Below are 18,972 nucleotides of genomic sequence, written 5' to 3'. Positions count from 1 at the left end.
GAAAATCTAACTCCTGCTCTGCGCGGATTTCTGCGCCGACGCCTTGGTCTTGGCGAGCAGCCGCATCAACTCGCGCACGTCTTTCGGCGACAGATCGGAAAAGATATCGGCGATCCAGTTTTCGTGCTCCGCCGCCATCTTGCGGAATTCGGCGCGGCCGGCCTTGGTCAGCCGGATCACCTGCACGCGGCGATCGCTCGCCGACGTCCTACGGTCGAGATGGCCGGATTCGACCAGCCGCTCGACGAGGCCTGTGACATTGCCGTTAGAGACCATCATGCGCTTGGAGACGTCCGAGAGCGTCATCCCTTCCGGCACCTTGTCGAGCTGGGCCATCAGGTCGAAGCGCGGCAGCGTGACGTCGAAGCGCTCGCGCAGGCGGCTTCGCACCTCGCCTTCGATCAGGGTCGTGCAGGTCAGAAGCCGCAGCCAAAGCCGCAGCTCGTCGCCGTGCTCGCCGGGAAGTTCGACCGCCTTGGTCTCGGAATCGAGGATCATGCTACAACCTGCCCGTCCGGCGCCTGACGTTGACCGACGCTGCACCGCTTCCGTCCGATCTTTTGACCTTCAAGTAATTGATACGCCACTTCAAGTCAAAACGCGCGGCGGCACAGCTCGTTCGGCAGGTTTTGCAAATTTCTTTAGGTTTCAAACAATTGGCGCAGCCTTTGCATGTAGACGTTTCGGAATGGTGACGTTTTGGCATGCTGACGTCGCAGTCTAGCTAGAAAGACCTATGGATGCGGTCGTCGCTTGCCGCCGCCGCCATCATCGGCATAAGCTGGCGAAAAATGCCGCGATGCCGGCAATCGAGGGGAGATCAGTTATGCGTCATCTGACAAAATGGGCTGCGATCGCGGCCGCCGCTGCGGCCTTCGCAAGCCCCGCCAATGCCCAGGAAAAACTCAAAATCGGCCTGATCGTCACCCTTTCGGGTCCGGCGGCCGCGCTGGGAGCGCAGGTCCGCGACGGCTTCAATCTCGCGGTGAAGGATTTCGGCGGCAAGATGGGCGGCCGCGACGTCGAGGTAATCGTCGCCGACGACGAACTGAAGCCCGATGCCGCCGTCACCAAGGTCAAAGGCCTGCTTGAACGCGACAAGGTCGATTTCGTCGTGGGTCCGATCTTCTCCAACATCCTTTTGGCGATTCACCGCCCGGTCATCGACAACAAGACTTTCCTGATCTCGCCGAATGCCGGCCCATCGAGCTATGCCGGCAAGGCCTGCAGCCCGTTCTTCTATGTCACCTCGTACCAGAACGATCAGGTGCACGAGATCCTCGGCAAGGTGGCGCAGGATCGCGGCTACAAGCGCGTCTATGTGATGGTGCCGAACTATCAGGCCGGCAAGGATTCCGCGGCCGGCTTCAAGCTCGACTACAAGGGCGAGATCACCGAGGAAAGCTACGTGCCGCTCGGCACGCTCGACTTTCAGGTCGAACTTTCCAAGATCGCCTCGCAGAAGCCCGATGCCGTCTTCACCTTCATGCCGGGCGGCATGGGCGTCAGCCTCGTCAAGCAATATCGCCAGGCCGGCCTTGCCGACCAGATCCCGGTGCTGTCGGCCTTCACCGTCGATGAATCGACGCTTCCGGCGCAGCAGGATGCCGCGGTCGGCATGTTCGGCGGCGCGGACTGGGCGCCGGACCTCAACAATCCCCAGAGCAAGAAATTCGTCGCCGGCTATGAAGCGGCCTACAACGGCGTGCCAGGCACCTACGCCATGCAGGGCTATGACACCGCGCTCCTGATCAACAGCGCGGTGAAGGCGGTCAAGGGCGACCTTGCCAATAAAGACGCGGTCGCGGCAGCGCTGAAGAAAGCGGATTTCAAGTCGCTACGCGGCAACTTCAAGTTCAACGTCAACGGCTATCCGATCCAGGACTTCTACTTGACGAAAGTGGCCAAGCGCCCCGACGGCAAGTTCGAGACCGAGATCGTGCAGAAGGTGTTCGAGAATTACGGCGACCGCTACGCCAAGGAATGCACGCCGGGCAACTAGGTAAAGGGAGAGAACGACGCATGACGAGCGAGATCACCGGCATCACCCGCGCCAATGAGGGCATCCAGGGCATTTCCTGGAATATTCTCGGCCAGACCTATGTGCCGAAGAACCGCACCGACCATTGCTTCTCATGGCATGCGACCTTCCCGCCCGGCACCTTCGTGCCGCCGCACATCCATCCCGACCAGGACGAATATCTCTACATGCTGGAGGGCAAGCTCGACTTCATGCTCGCGGGCTCGGATGCGCAGGCGACGGCAGGCGACACGATCCGGCTCGGCATGGGCATTCCGCACGGCATCTTCAACAAGTCCGATCAGGTGGTGAAGGTGCTGTTCTGGGTGTCACCGACGCAGAAGCTCTACGACCTGTTTTGGGGCATCCACAACATGAAGGAACAGAACCCGGAAGCCGTGGTGGCGCTCGCCGCCGAACACAACATCCACTTCCTGCCCCCGCCCCCGGGGGCGTGAGGGCGACGGCCTCATCCTTCGAGACGCGGCCTAACGGCCGCTCCTCAGGATGAGGACTAGATATCCGCCGGATGTCCATTCTCCCAGACCCTCATGGTGAGGAGGCGCCCTTGCGCCGTCTCGAACCATGAGGCCGGGCGTTAGAGGCGCTTGACAGACATCTCCTTCCCCTCATCGCTGAGGAGCGACCTCTTGGTCGCGTCTCGAAGGATGAAGGCCCGGAATGTCGGACGGAGCTTATCTCTATGTCGTCAAGTGCAGTGACGACACCCTCTACGTCGGCACGACGCGAGCCTCTCTAGAGTCCAGAATTGCCCAGCATAATGCTGGCTCGTTTGCCGGATGTGCTCACTCGCGGCGTCCGGTCGAATTGATCTTTTCCGAATGGTTTGACCAGATAACGGACGCCATTGCGGCCGAAAGAAAGCTTAAAGGATGGACCCGGGCAAAGAAGCTCGCTTCATCCGTGGCGACTTCGACAAGCTTCAGACTTTGGCGAAGCGGCGATCCTCAGATCATCCTTCGAGACGGCCGCTTCGCGGCCTCCTCAGGATGAGGTCGGCGCAAGCGGGGCGAGGTGATTTCAGCCCCGCACCGCGGCCAGTCCCGGCACCGCGGCAAAACCGGCCTTGGTAGCATAGCCGCGCACGATGGCTTCGCGCTGGGCGTAGCTCAACACCTTCTCGATGTCGGTAAAGCCATCCGGCGCGAGTTGCTCGACCGCGTCGATCACGCCTTCCGGTCCGCCGCGGCGATTGGAGCGCACGATCTCCGCCGTCATCGGCAGGCGCTGCTTTTCGTAAGCGACCAGCGCCTGGCGCGGATGTTCGGAGCGCGCAAGCAAGTCCGCAAGGCAGCGCGCATCGAGAATGGCCTGCGAGGCGCCGTTGGAACCCACCGGATACATTGGATGCGCGGCGTCGCCGAGCAACGTGACGCGGCCGCTCGACCAATACGGCAAGGGATCGCGGTCGCAGGTCGGGTACTCATAAAACTCCGGCGTCGCCGAGATGAGGCTTGCGACGTCGACATGCGGCACCGAGAAGCGCGCGACATGCGGCATCAGCTCTTCGCGCTTGCCGGGCCGCGACCAGTCTTCGCGGCGTGGCGGCGCCGCGTTGCCGTCGCCGATCTTCACCAGTACGGCCCAGTTGGTCAGCCGGTTCGAGGGGCTCGAGCCCTCGGCGATCGGATAGACCACGACTTTCGCGTTGAGCCCGCCGGCGACGATCATCGAGCGGCCGGTCAGGAACATCGGCCAGTCGCGCGCGCCGCGCCACAGCATCAGGCCATTCCAGCACGGCGGGCCTTCGTTCGGAAATAACGTCTCGCGCACGCGCGAGTGAATGCCGTCGGCGCCGATCAGGATGTCGCCGCGGACCGTGTTGATGTGGTGGCCCGAGCGGTCGAAGAAATGCGCTGATACGCCGCCCTCGTCCTGCGTGAAGCTACCCAGGCGATGACCGGTGTGAATGAATTCCTTGCCGAGACGCTCCTCGACCGCGTGATGGATCACGCTTTGCAGGCGGCCACGGTGGATCGAGAATTGCGGCACGTCATGGCCGGCGTCGATGCCGCGGACGTCGCGCCAGACTTCCTGGCCATGGCGATTGAGATAATAAAGCACGTCGGTGCGGATCGAGACGTCGTCGAGCTTTTGCAACAGGCCAAGCTGGGCGAGTTCGCGGATCGCATGCGGCAGCGTGTTGATGCCGACGCCGAGTTCGCGAATGGTGTCGGCCTGTTCGAACAGTTCGCAGCCGATGCCGCGGGTGCGCAGCATCAAGGCCGTGGTCAGGCCGCCGATGCCGCCGCCGACGATAATCGCCTTCATCGCTCTACTCCACACAACCGCTCTACTTCACCTCGCCCCGCTTGCGGGGAGAGGGAGCCAACCCAGCGTGCCACCCGGCCTATTCAGCCGCAAGCGGCTTTGTGGCCTCCGCCTTGAGCTCGGCGCGGGTCTTCGGCTTAGCCTTAATTTTCAGGTCCTCGAAATCCTGCCGGTCGCGGACGCTGTTGCGGAAAATCTGCTCCTTTCCAGGCAGATATTGCGGCGGGCAGAAGGTGTCGGCGGCGCCATACCAGGCGGCTGCCTTCATCGTAAATCCGGGATCGACCAGATGCGGGCGCCCGAGCGCCACGAGGTCGGCCCGGCCGGCGGCGAGGATGGTGTTAACCTGATCTGAGGTCGTGATGTTGCCGACACACATGGTCGCGACGCGGGCCTCGTTGCGGACCTGATCGGAGAACGGCGTCTGGAACATGCGGCCGTAGATTGGCTGTGCATCGCGCACGGTCTGCCCGGTTGACACGTCGACGAGATCGACGCCTCTTTCCGCAAAGGCGCGCGCGACCTGAACCGCATCATCGCCGGTGATGCCGCCTTCCGCCCAATCGGTTGCGGAAATGCGCACCGACATCGGCTTGTGCGACGGCCACACTTCACGCAGCGCCTCGAAGATTTCGAGCGGATAGCGCAGCCGATTTTCCAGCGAGCCGCCATAGTCATCGGCGCGCTGATTGGTCAGCGGCGAGATGAAGCTCGCGAGCAGATAGCCGTGGGCGCAATGCAGCTCCAGCATGTCGAAGCCGCATCGTTCGCCGCGCTCGGCCGCAGCGACGAACTCGGCCTTCACGCGATCCATCGCGGCGCGATCCATCTCGCGCGGCATCCGGCTATCGGGAAAATACGGAATCGGCGACGCCGAGATCACGTCCCAGCCGCCTTGCTCGAGCGGACGATCCATGCCGTCCCACATCAATTTGGTCGCGCCCTTGCGGCCGGCGTGACCGAGCTGGAGGCAAATCTTGGCGGCCGAGTTCGCATGCACAAACTCGACGATGCGCCGCCACGCGCTCTCCTGCTCGTCATTCCAGAGCCCTGCGCAGCCCGGCGTGATCCGCGCATCGCGTCCCACGCAGGTCATCTCGGTGAAGATGAGGCCTGCGCCACCGATCGCGCGGGAGCCGTAATGCACCAGATGAAAGTCCTGCGGCACGCCCTCCTTCGCCGAATACATGCACATCGGCGACACCACCGCGCGGTTGGCAAGCTGCATCTCGCGCAACCGAAACGGCTGGAACATCGGCGCCGAGGGCTTTTCGACGTCGACATCGAAACCTTGGCCGCGCACGTGGCGCGCAAAGGCCTTGTCGACCTCGGAGACGAACTCCGGCGCACGCAAGGTCAGATTGTCGTAGGTGATCGCCTTCGCCCGGGTCATCACGCCGAAGGCAAATTGCACGGGATCAAAATCCCAGAAGCGATCGACATGCTCGAACCAGACCAGCGACACGTCTGCGGCATGCTGGGTTTTCTCGACCTCCTCACGGCGGCCCTGCTCGTAGGTCGCAAGCGCGGCCTTGACCGTCGGCGCGCCGCGCATGGCGTCAGCCAGCGCAATCGCGTCTTCCATCGCAAGCTTGGTGCCGGAGCCGATCGAGAAATGCGCGGTCGCCTTGGCATCGCCCAGCAGCACCATGTTGTCCTTGACCCAGCGCTGGCTGCGGATCATCGGAAAATTGCGCCACATCGAGCGATTGGTCAGCAGCGGATGTCCTTCGAGGAACCAGCCGAAGATGTCCGCCATACGATCGGCGGATTGCTTTTCGTCGAGGCCCGTCAGGCCTGCACGCTCAAAGGTTTCGGGGTCGGTCTCGAAGATCCAGGTCGATCGCCCCGCCTCGTATTGATAGGCATGCGCGATGAACGGCCCCCACTCCGTCTCCTGGAAGATGAAGGTGAAGGCGTCGAGCGGACGCGTCGAGCCCATCCAGGCGAAGACGTTGGAACGCAAGTCGACGTCAGGCTCGAAATGGGCGGCATGTTTCTCGCGGAAGCGGCTGTTGATGCCGTCGGCGATCACCACGAGATCGGCATCGGCAAAGCGCGCTTCGTCCGATATCTCGGTCTCGAACATCAGCTTGACGCCGAGTTCGCGTGCGCGCTCCTGCAGGATCAACAGCAACTGGCGGCGCGAGCAGCCGCAAAAGCCGTTGCCGCCAACGCGATGCACGGTGCCGCGGAAGTGCACGGCAATGTCGTCCCAGTAGGCGAATTCCTGGGTGATGCGGCGATAGCTCGGCGGATCGTACTTCTCGAAATTGTCCAGTGTCGCGTCGGAAAAGACCACGCCGAAGCCGAAGGTGTCGTCGGCGCGGTTGCGCTCATAGACCGTGATGTCGGCCTCCGGGCGCTGCTTTTTAAGCAGGATCGCCGAATAAAGACCCGCCGGTCCACCGCCGATGATCGCGACCTTCATGGGAACCTCATTTGGGTTCAAGCATGGAAATTATTTTAAACCTAAAATAATTTTTGGCAAGCGCTGTTCTCGATGCCATCCTTCGAGACGCCTGCGCTCATTTTGCACCATTCGCGACGGCCTCGCTCTCGCTCGGCCTGCTCGGGTGCGCGCAGGCTCCTCAGGATGAGGTCCGAAGTTCCTCATGGTGAGGAGCGCTTTAGCGCGTCTCGATCCATGAAGGCCGAGATGCGGGGGAAATCAGCCCCTCAATTCCCCTTGAAGTCAGGCTTTTGCTTCGCCGCAAAGGCCTCGAAGGCCCGGGTGAAATCCGCCGTCGTCATGCACAGCGCCTGCGCGATGGCCTCAGCCTCGATCGCCTCTTCCACCGACATCGCCCATTCCATCGCCAGCATCCGCTTGGTCATGGTGTTGGCGAAGGTCGGACCTGCGGCAATGTCCCTGGCCAAAGCGTGCGCCTGCGCCAACACGTCACTAGGTGCGACGATGCGGCTGAAGAAGCCCCAACGCTCACCCTCCTCCGCGCTCATGAAACGGCCGGTGTAGAGCAGCTCCGAGGCGCGCGCCTGGCCGATGATGCGCGGCAGGATCGCGCACGCACCCATGTCGCAGCCGGCAAGCCCGACCTTGTTGAACAGGAATGCGACCTTGGCGCCGGCCGCCGCGAGCCGCATGTCGGAGGCCATCGCGATGATCGCGCCCGCGCCGGCGCAGATACCTTCCACTGCGGCCACGATCGGCTGCGGGCAGGCGCGCATCGCCTTCACGAGATCGCCGGTCATGCGGGTGAAGGCGGTCAAGCCCTTGGTGTCCATCTTCACCAGCGGGCCGATGATTTCGAACACGTCGCCGCCGGAAGAAAAATTGCCGCCGGCGCCGGAGACGACGACCGCCTTCACGTCATCGTCGAAGGAGGCCGCGCGAAAGAAATCGGTCAGCTCCCGATAGCTTTCAAAGGTCAGCGGGTTTTTGCGCTCGGGACGGTTCAGCGTCACCGTGGCGACGCCGCCTTCGACCTTCAGCAGGAAATGGCGCGGCGCATATTGCGCGAGCGGGGTCGAGACCGGGTTGGCTGGCTGGCTCATGAAGGTTTCCTCTCAAATCTCCCCGCCGGCGACCGCGATCGCCTGGCCGGTAACGGCGCCGGCGCCCTCGCCGCACAGCCACAAGACGGCATCTGCGACTTCCTGCGGCGATACCAGCCGCCCCTGCGGATTGTGTTTGGTCAGTTCCGAAATCGCCGCCGTGCGATCGCGGCCGGTCTTTTTCATGATGGTGTCGATCGAGCCTGCGACGAGATCGGTGTCGGTAAAACCGGGGCAGACCGCATTCACCGTAATGCGCGTTGGCGCAAGTTCGAGCGCCAGCGAACGCACCAGACCAATCGCCGCGTGCTTGGCCGCAGCATAGGCGCTGACATAGGCGTAACCCTTGAGGCCCGCGGTCGAAGCAATCACGATGATACGGCCGAACGGCCGCGAGCGCATCGACGGCAACGCGGCCTGGATCGAGTGAACCACGCCCATGAAGTTGACGTCGATCATGCGCTTGAACAGCGCCGCATCGGATTTGGCAAAGGGCGCGGATTCGGCAGCGCCCGCATTGGCGATCAGGATATTGATCGGCCGGCGCGCTGCGGCTTCTCGCATCGCGGCATCGACGGCGGCCTGATCGATGACGTCGGCGACAATGGAAAAATGCGCATCGCCCTTGGCGACGAGGTCGTCAAGCGCGGCCTTGTGACGTCCGAGCACGGTGACATCGGCGCCAGCTCTTGCCAGCGTTGCGGCAATTTCCCGGCCGATGCCGCGCGCGGCACCCGTCACGACCGCGTGCGGGGAATGCGGCAGTCCCGCCATGCGCCACCTCGTCGAATGATTTCAAAGGAGGACAAGATCGGGATATATTTTATACTTCAAGCTTTGGCAAACGAAACCGGTGGCCCGCGCCACCGGCTTTGCAGATGTCTTGAGGTCAATTGGCCGGGCGTGCGCCGATCGCAACGGGCAGCACCACCACCGGCGGCGCGCTTTGCGCGGGCGCGGCCGCGTGCGACGAGGCGGCGGCGAGGTTCGGCGCCGCCGAGCGCCACTGTTCCGCGCCCAGCCTGCCCGCCACCACGATCAGGATCGCCGCCAGCATCAGCCGCAACGCCGTTTCGGGAACGCGGACCGCGCAGAGGCTGCCGATCACGATCCCCGGCAGCGAGCCGATCAAGAGCACGCCCATCAATTGCCAGTCGATCGCGCCCAGCGCCCAGTGCCCGATGCCGGCGATCAGGGTCAGCGGCACGGCATGCGCGATGTCGGAGCCGACGATGCGCGACATCGGCAGTTGCGGATAAAGCAACAGCAAGGCGGTGACGCCGACCGCGCCCGCACCGACCGAGGAAATCGAAACCAGCACGCCGAGCGCAACGCCCACCAGAACGGTCAAGCGCGCGATCGTCGCGTCGTCGACGCGCTCCATGCGCGCGCGCAGCTTTTCGATGATGAGCTTGCGGAAGATCAGCGAGGTCGCCGTCAGCATCAGCGCAAAGCACAGCACGGAGTTGACGAGGCCGCGCGCAGCCTCGGTCGAGAGGTCAAGCCGCCACAGCACGAGCAATGTCAGGATGCTGGCCGGGATGCTACCGCAAGCAAGCCGGATGACCGCCCGCCAATGGATGGTCCGTTCCCATCCATGCACGACGACGCCGCCAGCCTTGGTGGCCGCGGCGTACAACAAATCGGTACCGACAGCGGTGGACGGGTGAATGCCGAACAGCAGGATCAACAGCGGCGTCATCAGCGAGCCGCCGCCGACACCGGTCAGGCCGACCAATAGTCCGACGAAAAAGCCGGATGCCACGAAGACAGGATCGATCACGCGCGACCTGCAAATCCTGGCAGAGGCGTGCGATCACGCCCTTGCGACCCGGCAGCCATGGTGAAAATCCCTCCACTGTCCCGTCAATGAACGCCCAAGGATGCCCTTGGGATCCATCTATCAGGTAGGATTATATTTCCGCACCCGGCAATAGCTTCCATGAAAAAAGCATAATCGTTCTATGAGCGGGGGATCGGCGGTGATTCCAGCCTATCGGGTGGGCATCTCGCTGGGAGAGCTGACCCATCCCGTTACCATCCGCGGTGGCATGCCAAGGGCATCCCAGACCCGCGCGCACGGCTCGAAAAGCGAGCCGGAATCACGCCTCAGGCGGCGTGGAGGGAGCCGAAAATCGCCGGCTGCTTGTCGAGCTCGCCCGCCGTCACCGGGCGGCCGAGCAAATAGCCCTGCGCAAAGTTGACGCCGAGGGTTTTCAGTCCCTCGAGCTGTTCGGCCGTCTCGACGCCTTCGGCCGTCACCGACATGTCGAGGCCACGCGCCAGCGTGACCACAGAGGAAATGATCGCCGCGCTTTTGTAATGCGCCGAGAGGTTGCCCATGAAGGACTTGTCGATCTTGATCTTGTTGAAGGGGAACGTGGTCAGGCAACTCAGCGAGGAGTAGCCGGTGCCGAAATCGTCGAGCGCGAGCGAAACGCCGATCATGTTGAGCCGCTCCATGAAAGCGAGATTTTCAGCCGCGCGCTCCAGCAGCACGGATTCGGTGATCTCGATTTCGAGCCGCTCGGGCGGCAATCCCGTTTTGTCCAGCGCGGTGACGATCACCTCGAACAGCTCGGCCTGCTTGAACTGCACCGGCGACAGATTGATCGAAACCTTGGTGTCCGCCGGCCAGAGCGTGGCGTCATCGCAGGCCTGGCGGATGATCCATTCGCCGAGCGCGACGATGAGCCCGGTTTCTTCCGCGAGCGGGATGAACTGGTCCGGCGGGATCAGCCCCCGCTCCGGATGACGCCAGCGAATGAGCGCCTCGGCGCCGCGCCGGCGTCCACTCTCGACGTCAAAATAAGGCTGATAGTGAACCTCGAACTGGCAGCGCGCGATCGCATCGCGCAAGTCGCCTTCCAGCGTGTTGCGCGCCTCGAGTTCGGCCGACATCGCCTCGTCGTAGACGGTGAAGCAGTTGCGGCCCGCGGATTTGGAGCGATACAGCGCAAGGTCCGCCTTTTTCAACAGCTGTTCGCGGTCGTCGCCGTGCTCTGGCGCCAGCGCAATGCCGATGCTGGTGCCGATCTCGACCTGATGGCCGGGAAGATCGAACGGTTCGGCGATCAGCCTTGACAGCCGGCTTGCCAGATCCATCGCGTTGGTGCGCTGATCGTGATGGCCGGCCTGGATGATTGCGAACTCGTCGCCGCCGAGCCGCGCCAGCACGTCGTCTTCGCGGAGCGCGGATTGCAGCCGTCCAGCCACCTGCCGCAGCAGCGCATCGCCGGCGGCGTGGCCGAGCGAGTCGTTGACGTTCTTGAAACGATCGAGATCGAGCATCAAGACCGAGAACACGCCGCGCAAATGCTGCTGCTGATCGGTACCGGCCTGCTTGAGCTGTTCGAGAAAGAAGGCCCGGTTCGGCAGCGCGGTGAGAATGTCGGTCTGCGCCAGTTCAAGCACGCGGCTGTTCGCCAGCGCCAGTTCGCGCGAGTTGCGGCTTGCCATGCCGAGATAGACGCAGAGGAAAATGGTGACGGCGCAGCCCGCGGTGAGCACGGTGAGCGCACGGTCGTAGCGTGCCGTCAGATGGCCGCCGGCCGCGGGAATACCCTTGACCTGCCAGTTCGCGTCGCCGATGTGAAGCGTGCCGGACCAGTGCGGCCCGCGCGCCAGCGCTCGCATCGCAAGCGAGGCCGATGATATCGACGCATAATCCGGCTGGACCTGCTCCCTGCCGTTCTGCGAAGGCGGAAACGCCGTGAGGATGACGGCTGCGGATTCAGGACTCGCGCTGCGGATCGATTTCAAGAGCGGGCCGATATCGAACATGCCGACCACGAAGCCGGTCAGGTTGCGCCGGCGATCGGCGACCGTGGCGCGCGAGGTTCCCTTCACGTAGACGGGAACGACGACGAGAACACCGTGGTCGCCGGCATGGTCGTGCTTGAACAGGCGGGTGGGCACGACGGCGACCGTATCGGTGTCGCGCGCGCGCTCGAGCGTGGGCCAGCGGATCGCGTCAGTGGAATAATCCATGCCGTAGACCGACGATGTTTTCGGCTCGGTCGAAAACAGGATCGGGAAATAGAAGTCGGCCTCCGGTGCGGCGGTGACCAGTCCGCCTGACAGCGACTTGAAATGATAGGCCGGAATGCCGTCGTTGATGGCAGCGACCTCGAATTCCGCGCGCTCCCGGCGATACACCTTCGGCAACCAGCTGACGCGCAGAACGCCGGGATGGTTCTCGAACAGCCTGGAACCGAAAACCTCGAACTCGCTGCGCGTCACTTCCTCGTTGGCGGATTCGAACAGCGTGCGCAGCGTCACCAGACGGCCGAGATATTCGTTGACGCCGTTCTGCATCTCGATGAGCTGGGTCGCGGCGACGGCCTCGAATTCCGTCCAAATCGAACGGCGCTCCCAGCGGGCGACGGCATAGGTCGCGGCGATCGTGAGCAACAGGCCGATCGCAGCCGCAACCCAGACCGGCCGACTGGGCCCGGATCGGGATGCGGGCTTTTTCCTCCGCTCGACCATGTCACCCCGGCTGACCTCGCCGGGACCTCGACCGCTCATCTTCACCCCTTAAGAAACGACCATCGCAATCGTCGCCCTTTATGGCGCGGAGCCTGGTTAAAAAGCCTGAAATATCAGTATAGATAGCGGGGGGTTCGGAGGCCTTAGTTAACGATGTTTAAGATCATTCTCGGCTGCCACATCGCCGAGAAATGCGACGGAAAACGACGCCGCGGCGGGACATCTCAAGGGTTTGGCGCGGCGGGAAGAGCGCCAGGCGTGGAACCCGCAACTCCGCGGCGGAATTAGCGAGCTCTTCACCGCAAACGGCTAGCATTCCGCTTTCCGCCTCCCGCCGATTGTTCAGAAGTAACCGACATGCGTTTCATGCAATCCAAGATTCTCGGCGGCCTGATGCTGTCAGCGCTGGCGGGTCCGGCTCAGGCCGGCGAAATCGGCGTGATGCCGGACCGTGTTGTGTTCGGTCAGGCGGCGGCGCTGTCGGGTCCTTCTTTGGCGCTGGGCACGAAGATGCGGCAGGGGATCCTGGCGGCTTTTGCCGAGGTCAACGCCAAAGGCGGCGTCCATGGCCGCACGCTGCAACTGGTCAGCCGCGACGATGGCTACGACCCAGATCGCTCGGTCTTGCAGACGGTCAAGCTGCTGCATGAGGACAAGGTGTTCGCGCTGATCGGCGCGGTCGGCACGCCGACATCGCTGGTGACCGAGCCAATCGCGCGAGACGAGAACGTTCCGTTCATCGGTCCCTTCACCGGGGCGGCTTTCTTGCGGGAAAAGGATCTCGACAACGTCGTCAACATTCGCGCCAGCTACAGCGCCGAGGCCGAGGCCTGGGTGAAGCATCTCACCGAAGATCGCCACATCAAGCGGATTGCGATCTTCTATCAAGACGATTCCTACGGCCGCGACGGACTCGCCGGCGTCAAGCTCGCGCTCGAAAAGCGCGGCATGGAGCTTGCGGCCGAAGCGACTTACGAACGCAACACCAGGGCGGTCGGCATGGCGATGCGCGTGTTGAAGCGGGTCGAGCCGGAAGCGGTGGTGATGATCGGCACCTATGCCCCTTGCGCCGAATTCATCAAGCTCGCGCATCAAAGCGGCTTCTACCCGATCTTCGTCAACGTCTCCTTTGTCGGCGCCGATGCGCTCGCGCAGGAGCTCGGGCCCGATGGCGATGGCGTGATCGTTTCGCAGGTCGTGCCGTTTCCGTGGGATACGTCGGTGAAAGTCGTCGCGGACTATCAGGCCGCGGAAAAAGCCATCGACCCGAGCCTGCCGCCGGATTTCGTTTCGCTCGAGGGTTATATTTGCGGCCGGCTTGCTGCCGCCGCCCTCGACATGGCCGGCCCGAACCCGACGCGCGCCGGACTGCTGCGGGTCATCAACGAGGTCGGTCGGTTCGACATCAGCGGCGATCATCTCACCGTCGGACAGAAGATGCGGGATGCGTCGGCGCGGGTGTTCCTCACGCTGATCCAGGGTGACGGCACGTTCAAGCCGGTCGACAAGCTGTAGTCCTCACCCTGAGGAGGCTGCGTAGCAGCCGTCTCGAAGGGTGAGGCCAGCGATGGGCCTCATCCTTCGAGACGCTTGCTTTGCAAGCCCTCAGGATGAGGATATTGGAGCGGAGCTCGATGACGCCGCTCAAATTCGCTTCAGCGCCGTCAGGATGAGCTGCGGCGTCAGCGGAATCTCGGTAATCACAGCGCCGAACGGTTTTAGCGCGTCGTTCACGGCATTGGCGACCGCGGCCGCAGCACCTGCGGTGCCCGCCTCGCCCGCGCCCTTGGCGCCGAGTTCGCTTTCGGACGTCGGCGACACCACGTGGCCGACATCGATATCCGGCATCTCTCCGGACATCGGCACCAAGTAGTCCGCCATGTTGGCGTTGGTGAGTTGCCCACGCTCGTCATAGATGCATTTCTCGAACAGTGCAGCGCCCAGCCCCTGCACCACGCCGCCGCGGATCTGTTCGTCCACGAGCTGCGGATTGATGATGGTACCGCAATCTTCCACCACCCAGTGCTTGAGCAGTTTGACGAAACCAGTGTCGGTATCGACCTCGAGCCATGAGGCCTGAACGCCATTGGTGAACGCGAACGGATATTGCCGCGGCACATAGTGGCGCGTCGCCATCAGTTCGGGCTGAATGCCGGGCGGCAAGGTATCGGGACGGAAATAGACGATGCGGGCAAGCTCGCGCAGTTCGATCCTCGGGCTCCCGTCGTTCGCATTCACCACCGCGTTGTTGGCGATGTCGAGCTCGGCTGGCGTCGATTGCAGAATGGCGGCTGCAACGTCGAGGATGTTCTTGCGCAGGATTTTGGCGGCCTGCAGCGCCGCCTCGCCGCCGATGCCGGCGCCGCGCGAGGCCCAGGTGCCGCCGCCATAGGGCGTCTGATCGGTATCGCCAAGGATGACGCGGACCTTTTCCATCGACACGCCGAGCACGCTGCCGACGATCTGCGCCGTGAGCGATTCCGAGCCCTGTCCCTGCTCGGTGATGCTGGTCTGGCAGACCACCGCGCCTTGCGCATCGAGCCGTATGGCCACGCCATCCTGCGAGGAGATTTTCGCGCCGCCGACGCCGTAAAACGCCGCACTCGGATTGGTCACCTCGATGAAGCTCGCGATGCCGATGCCGCGATGGATGTTCTTCGCACGTAACGCCGCCTGCTCGGCGCGAAGCGCGTCGTAGTTCATCATCTTGAGCAGCCTGTCGAGCGAAGCGTGATGCGACAACAGTTCGAAACGCAGGCCGGCGGCCGAGGCGCAAGGATACGCGTCGTCCGCAAACAGATTGCGCCTGCGGATTTCCACCGGATCCATGCCGATCCTGCCTGCTGCGAGATCGACCAGGCCCTCGGTGATCGAACACGCGATGGGATGGCCGACCGCGCGGTACTGGCACATGACGTTCTTATTCTGGAACACGACGCGGGCGCGGGCGCGATAGTTCGGCGTCACATACGGACCGCCGACGAGGTTGACGACCTGGTTTGCCTCGATCGCGCTGGTGCGCGGATACATCGAATAAGGACCGATGCCGGTGAGATCGTCGATCTCGAACGCGGTAATGGTGCCGTCGCGCTTGACGCCGATGCGCGCCTTGCAGCGGTGATCGCGGGCGTGGATGTCGGTGTTGAAGCTTTCGATCCGGTCGGCAACGTATTTGATTGGCCGCTTCAAGTGTTTCGACAGCGCATAGGTCGCCATCTCGTCGGCATAGATATGCACCTTGATGCCGAAGGAGCCACCGACATCCTTGCAGACGACGCGGACTTGCGCCTCTTCGAGACCAAGATGCAGCGCGGCGATGTTCTGCACCATGTGCGGCGCCTGCGTGCCCTGATAGATCGTAAGCCGCTCTTCGGCCGCGTTCCAGTCCGCAACCACTGACCGCGGCTCCAGCGTCACGCCGGTGTGACGCCCGAACACGAATTCGGCTTCCGCAACTTCATCCGCCTCGGCAAACGCCGCATCGACCGCGCCGGCCTCGAACGTGCGCTCGAAGGCAAGATTGTCGCCGAGCGAAGCATGAATGACCGGCGTTGCCGGATCGAGCGCCGTGCGCATATCCGTGACCGGTTCGAGTTCTTCGTATTCGACGGTGACGCAATCGGCGGCGTCTTCGGCCGCGGCGCGGCTCGAGGCCACCACGGCCACGACCGCCTCGCCCTGCCAGCACACCCGCTCGGTCGCGATCGCGCGCTGGGGTGCGGATTTAAGACCTTTCATGTGCGAGAGCACGCCGACCCATGGCGTGATCACGGCGGCCAGTTCCTCGCCGGTCACGACAGCGACGACGCCGGGCTTTTTCTTCGCTCCTTGCGTATCGATCGAGATAACTCTCGCATGAGCGTGCGGTGAACGCACAAAGACCACATGCGCCATCCGCGGCAGCTCGATATCGCTGACATAGAGCCCGCGCCCCTGCAGCAGCCGGTCGAGATTCGGCCGCGGCACCGTCTTGCCAATGTAAGAGTTTGGCCGATCGAGTTCGGACAGCGTTTTTCCTTCGGGCCTGTTCATGGCGCGCGCCCCGCATCACGGTTCCTGGGCGCCTTGTTCTTGCGCGCCTTGGCGGTCGCCTCCACCGCATCGACAATCGCCTGATAGCCCGTGCAGCGGCAGTAATTGCCGGAAAGATGTTCGCGGATTTGATCGCGATCAGGCTCGGCCTCCACTTTGAGTAACTCCTGCGCCGTGATCAGCATCGCCGGCGTGCAGTAGCCGCATTGCAGCGCATTGCGCGCGCGAAACGCTTCCTGAAGATCCGATATCTCGCCGGAGTCTGAGAGGCCTTCGATGGTCTCGACCACGGCTTCGTTCGCCTGCACGGCCAGCATGAGGCAGGAGCGCACGATCTCGCCATTGACGCGGACCGTGCAGGCGCCGCAAACGCCGTGCTCGCAGCCGACATGCGTGCCGGTCAGCTTGAGGTGCTCGCGCAGAAAATCCGCCAGATTGATCCTGGGTAGCACATGCGCCTCGACGCGTTCGCCGTTGACCTGCAGCGCGATGGCCTGCGGCGCGGTCATGCGGACGCCCCCGCCGCAAGGTCGGGACTCGACAACAACGCCGCGACACACCGCGCCAGCAACACTTTCGCCAGATGAAATCGCATCGCACGGCTTGCCTGCTGGTCTTCGGGCGGATCGAGGGCCTGCTCTAGTCCCTGCAGCGCCTCGGACAGTGTCTCTCGCGTCACCTCCGTGTTGAGCAGCGCCGGCACTTGCACATGCTCCGCCTTGTCGCCGACGCCGAAGAAGACAGGACGAAGATCGGTGAGCCGTCCGTTCTTCACCACGGCCTGAGCCGCAAGACCGACAATGGCGTAGTCGCCGTGACGGCGGGCAAACTCGCAGAAGTAATGCTGCGAATGCGGCGGCGGCAGCGGCACTTCAACTGAAGTAAGCAGCTCTTCCAACGACAGCGCCGTCTCGTAAATTCCGAGGAAGAATTCTTCGGCCGGAATCCGGCGCTCGCCTTGGGGCCCACGCACAACGATGGTTGCATTGAGCGCAATGGCGCAGGCCGGCAATTCGGAAGCAGGATCGGCATGGGCGAGGCTGCCGCCAATCGTGCCGCGGTTGCGGATCGCCGGATGCGCAACGTGGGTGATAGATTCTTTCAGCAGCGGCGCGTGCGCTGCAACCTCGCCCGAATGTTGCAGATCGACATGGCGCGTCAGCGCGCCGATCGAGAGCACGTCGCCCTGCGTCTTGATGCCGCGCAGCTCGTCGAGCGCGCCGATATCGACGATCAGGTCCGGTGCCAGCAACCGCAGATTCATCGCGGGCATCAGGCTCTGACCGCCCGAAAGCACCTTCGCCCGCTCGCCGTGCTCGGCGAGAAGCGCGATCGCATGGGCGACACTGGTCGCGCGGGCGTAGTCGAAAGCCGGCGCTTTCATAAGGCGAAATTCTCCCTCACGAATTTCGAGCGATTAGACGAGCCGACCCGCCAAAGGTCAAGTTTGTTTATCGACCGATTATTTCTGATGACTAGGCGAGCGGATCGGCATAAGGGATGAAAGCGTTACCCGCGGTCACCGCTTCAGGGAGAGCCACGCGAATGAAACTGGGCTTCTTCACCATGCCGATCCATCCGCTGGAGAAGGATTGGCGGGTTTCGCTTCAGGAAGACCGCGAGGCATTCATCCTGGCCGACGAGCTCGGCTTCACCGAAGCCTATGTCGGCGAGCACACCACCGACCGCGCCGAAAACATCACGTCCTGCATTGCCTTTCTGGCGTGGATCGCGGCGGCGACCAAAAAGATCAAGCTTGGCACCGGCACCGTCAACATGCCGAACACCCATCCCGCGGCGACCGCTGCGAGCCTTGCGATGCTCGACCACATGCTGAACGGGCGGCTGATCTTCGGCATCAGCCCGGGCGGTCTGCTGTCGGATGCGGAAGTGTTCGGCAATCTCGACGCCGATCGCAACGCGATGTTCCTCGAAGCGATCAACCAGGTGCTCGAGATCTGGGCGAGCGAGCCGCCTTACAACATCAAGGGCAAATACTGGAACCTCTCGGTCGAGCGCACGCTGATGGCCGAGGTCGGGCAAGGTTTCATCGGAAAGCCCTTGCAGCGGCCGCATCCGCCCATCGTGGTCACGGCGGTCGCGCCGTTTTCCAAGGGCGTGACCGAGGCCGCCGCGCGTGGCTGGGAGCCGATCTCGGCGAACTTCCTGATGCCGGCCTGGGTGAAGAGCCACTGGCCGAAATATGTTGAGGGCTGTGAGCGCGCTGGCCGTCCGGCCGATCCTGCCAACTGGCGCGTTGCGAAGAGCGTGTTCGTCGCCAAGGACGCCGCGACGGCCAAAGCCTACGCGACCGATCCCGATGGGCCTTACGTCTATTACTATCGCTCGCTCTTCACCAAGCTGGTGAAGAACGGCCGCATCGAATTGTTCAAGACGCGGCGCGATCAGCCCGACGACGAGGTGACGCTGGAATCGATCTGCGACAGGCTGATCATCCACGGCACAGCGGAAAGCGTCGCCGATCAGCTGCTCGCATTCCAGGACGAGGTCGGCACCTTCGGCACGCTGCTCTATGCCGGCAAGGACTGGAAGGACCGCGAGCTCGGCCGCCAGTCGATGATCCTGATGGCGGAAAAAGTGATGCCGCGGGTCAATGCGGG

15 protein-coding genes are annotated in these 18,972 nt (G+C 63.2%); 5 read left to right on the top strand and 10 right to left on the bottom strand.

From position 1 onward, the window contains the following. Window positions 1-6: 6 nt before the first annotated feature. Entirely contained in the window at window positions 7-498 is a 492-nt protein-coding gene (locus VFB05_RS30515) for a MarR family transcriptional regulator (protein ID WP_325019610.1), read from the bottom strand. A 328-nt stretch (window positions 499-826) separates the two neighbouring features. On the opposite strand from VFB05_RS30515, the gene VFB05_RS30510 reads away from it, so the two are divergent. The 3 genes from VFB05_RS30510 to VFB05_RS30500 all read left to right on the top strand — a co-directional run bounded on the left by VFB05_RS30510 (window position 827) and on the right by VFB05_RS30500 (window position 3,034). Beyond that, window positions 827-2,002, top strand: a complete 1,176-nt coding sequence (locus VFB05_RS30510) for an ABC transporter substrate-binding protein (protein WP_325019608.1) — start codon at window positions 827-829, stop codon at window positions 2,000-2,002. A 20-nt stretch (window positions 2,003-2,022) separates the two neighbouring features. Then, window positions 2,023-2,478, top strand: a complete 456-nt coding sequence (locus VFB05_RS30505; protein ID WP_325019606.1) for a cupin domain-containing protein — start codon at window positions 2,023-2,025, stop codon at window positions 2,476-2,478. Window positions 2,479-2,701: 223 nt separating this feature from the next. Next, on the top strand, window positions 2,702-3,034 hold the full coding sequence (locus tag VFB05_RS30500) for a GIY-YIG nuclease family protein (protein ID WP_325019604.1): 333 nt from the start codon (window positions 2,702-2,704) through the stop codon (window positions 3,032-3,034). A 27-nt stretch (window positions 3,035-3,061) separates the two neighbouring features. On the opposite strand, the gene VFB05_RS30495 is transcribed toward VFB05_RS30500, so the two are convergent. The 6 genes from VFB05_RS30495 to VFB05_RS30470 form a co-directional block, all read right to left on the bottom strand. Then, window positions 3,062-4,312, bottom strand: coding sequence for a flavin-dependent oxidoreductase (locus VFB05_RS30495; RefSeq protein WP_325019602.1), 1,251 nt, complete (start codon window positions 4,310-4,312; stop codon window positions 3,062-3,064). Window positions 4,313-4,391: 79 nt separating this feature from the next. Next, a complete protein-coding gene (locus tag VFB05_RS30490) occupies window positions 4,392-6,743 on the bottom strand; it encodes a bifunctional salicylyl-CoA 5-hydroxylase/oxidoreductase (protein WP_325019600.1) in 2,352 nt (783 codons plus the stop codon). Between the two features lie 248 nt (window positions 6,744-6,991). Next, a complete protein-coding gene (locus tag VFB05_RS30485; RefSeq protein ID WP_325019597.1) occupies window positions 6,992-7,828 on the bottom strand; it encodes an enoyl-CoA hydratase family protein in 837 nt (278 codons plus the stop codon). Between the two features lie 12 nt (window positions 7,829-7,840). Beyond that, window positions 7,841-8,602, bottom strand: a complete 762-nt coding sequence (locus VFB05_RS30480; protein WP_325019595.1) for an SDR family oxidoreductase — start codon at window positions 8,600-8,602, stop codon at window positions 7,841-7,843. Between the two features lie 115 nt (window positions 8,603-8,717). After that, on the bottom strand, window positions 8,718-9,611 hold the full coding sequence (locus VFB05_RS30475) for a sulfite exporter TauE/SafE family protein (protein ID WP_325019593.1): 894 nt from the start codon (window positions 9,609-9,611) through the stop codon (window positions 8,718-8,720). Window positions 9,612-9,937: 326 nt separating this feature from the next. Then, window positions 9,938-12,358, bottom strand: a complete 2,421-nt coding sequence (locus tag VFB05_RS30470; protein ID WP_414643341.1) for a bifunctional diguanylate cyclase/phosphodiesterase — start codon at window positions 12,356-12,358, stop codon at window positions 9,938-9,940. A 318-nt stretch (window positions 12,359-12,676) separates the two neighbouring features. Between VFB05_RS30470 and VFB05_RS30465 the strand changes: the two genes are divergently transcribed. Then, entirely contained in the window at window positions 12,677-13,834 is a 1,158-nt protein-coding gene (locus tag VFB05_RS30465; protein WP_325019591.1) for an ABC transporter substrate-binding protein, read from the top strand. Window positions 13,835-13,963: 129 nt separating this feature from the next. Here the strand turns inward: VFB05_RS30465 and VFB05_RS30460 are convergent, their stop codons facing one another. From VFB05_RS30460 to VFB05_RS30450, 3 genes are read right to left on the bottom strand one after another with little or no spacing between them, the layout of a single operon-like run. Next, window positions 13,964-16,351 (bottom strand): xanthine dehydrogenase family protein molybdopterin-binding subunit, encoded by a 2,388-nt coding sequence (locus VFB05_RS30460; RefSeq protein ID WP_325019588.1) that lies wholly within the window; start codon window positions 16,349-16,351, stop codon window positions 13,964-13,966. Then, window positions 16,348-16,860, bottom strand: a complete 513-nt coding sequence (locus tag VFB05_RS30455; RefSeq protein ID WP_325019584.1) for a (2Fe-2S)-binding protein — start codon at window positions 16,858-16,860, stop codon at window positions 16,348-16,350. The genes VFB05_RS30460 and VFB05_RS30455 overlap by 4 nt, the downstream gene beginning before the upstream one ends. Continuing rightward, window positions 16,857-17,735 (bottom strand): xanthine dehydrogenase family protein subunit M, encoded by an 879-nt coding sequence (locus tag VFB05_RS30450; RefSeq protein ID WP_325019581.1) that lies wholly within the window; start codon window positions 17,733-17,735, stop codon window positions 16,857-16,859. The genes VFB05_RS30455 and VFB05_RS30450 overlap by 4 nt, the downstream gene beginning before the upstream one ends. 161 nt (window positions 17,736-17,896) lie before the next feature. Between VFB05_RS30450 and VFB05_RS30445 the strand changes: the two genes are divergently transcribed. Beyond that, window positions 17,897-18,972, top strand: a 1,076-nt coding sequence (locus VFB05_RS30445; RefSeq protein ID WP_325019579.1) for an LLM class flavin-dependent oxidoreductase, incomplete at its 3' end; no start/stop codon positions are given.

This window comes from Bradyrhizobium sp. (genome assembly GCF_035652035.1).
In the GTDB taxonomy this organism is placed as follows: Bacteria; Pseudomonadota; Alphaproteobacteria; order Rhizobiales; family Xanthobacteraceae; genus Bradyrhizobium.
This window is presented reverse-complemented; position numbering and strand designations above follow the sequence as displayed.